General features: G+C 59.8%; 2 protein-coding genes. Both read left to right on the top strand.

The features are described from left to right. Window positions 1-571 (top strand): phage portal protein family protein (locus EHO01S_RS17125; RefSeq protein WP_024525077.1); only part of this gene is annotated, 571 nt, incomplete at its 5' end. Next, window positions 558-1,262, top strand: a 705-nt coding sequence (locus EHO01S_RS17130; protein ID WP_024525078.1) for a phage head morphogenesis protein, incomplete at its 3' end; no start/stop codon positions are given. The genes EHO01S_RS17125 and EHO01S_RS17130, both read left to right, overlap by 14 nt.

A 1,262-nucleotide genomic window follows, 5' to 3' on the forward strand; every position in this document is an offset into this window, starting at 1 on the left:
TATGTTCCGGTCACTTATCCAGATGATGCTGGCGCTTAACGGCTTCGGCGATATCCCGCTACACCGCCAGCCGCGCCTGGTCTTTGATACGCGCAAAAAAGCCGATTTAGGCCAGTTTGCCACGGCTGTCTCGACGTTGGTTAACGCGGGGATGGATACCATCCCCGTCAGTTGGGTTCACCGCGAGGGCGGTATCCCACAACCCCAAGAGGGTGAAGCGGTACTCCAGCCGCGCACCAGTGGCAGTGGGCTAGCCAACTTACGCCGGGCTTACCCCGTTAGCCCTGGTGTGGGCCTTGCCGCCCTATCCCAAACGGAGGCGATGCCAGAGAATGACCCCGGTCAGCAGGCGATCGATACCATGCCCCCCCTGTCTGATGCGGTGGGCGATGCCATGAACCAGCTACTGGCCCCGATGATTGCTGCCCTGCGCCAGGGGAAGAGTGCCGATGATGCGATGAATATCCTGGCCGAGGGCTACCCGCTGTTGGATGATACCCAACTGCGCGCCCTCCTGACGCAGGCTATTTTTGTGACTGACCTGTGGGGGCAACTCCATGCCAACACCTGAGAAGGTAGACCTGGCCTATGCTCTCCAGCTCGCGCCTGCCGAAGCGGTAGCCTATTTCGAGTCCAAGGGATACGCCATAGGCCTGCACTGGTATGACGTACATGCCGAGGCACAGGCGAAAGGATTCACCGCTGCCGGCGTAATGAAGCTGGATATTCTGAAAGATATGCGTGATGGCCTGCAAAAAGCCCTCCAGGAGGGGGACACGCAGACGGACTTCAAGCGCCAGATACTCCCCATTCTGGAGCGTAAGGGATGGCTGGGGAAAGGGTTGGTGATCGATGAGTCCACGGGCGAACTCCAGGGCAAGCGGCTGATGCCGCGCCGGCTGGACACCATTTTTCGCACTAATGTGCAATCGGCCTACAATGCGGGGCGCTACCGGGAACAGATGGCCAACGCGGCCAGCCGTCCGTATCTGGAGCGTGTGGCAGTAATGGATAGCCGCACACGCCCAGTACATGCGGGTCTCAACGGATTTATCGCGCCCGTTGATAGCCCGGTGTGGGGATTTCTCTATCCACCGGATGGGTATGGCTGCCGGTGCCGAGTGCGCGCTCGCTCAGCTGCGGAGGTGGAAAAACAGGGGTTGACGGTTTACCACCCGGACGTTATCGAGATCGAGCAGGAGTTTGGGATACCGGGAGAAACCCGCAAGGTGCCGGCAATGATTAACCCCATGACAGGCGCT

The sequence above is a fragment of the Edwardsiella hoshinae NBRC 105699 = ATCC 33379 genome, assembly GCF_000474215.1.
Lineage (GTDB): Bacteria > Pseudomonadota > Gammaproteobacteria > Enterobacterales > Enterobacteriaceae > Edwardsiella > Edwardsiella hoshinae.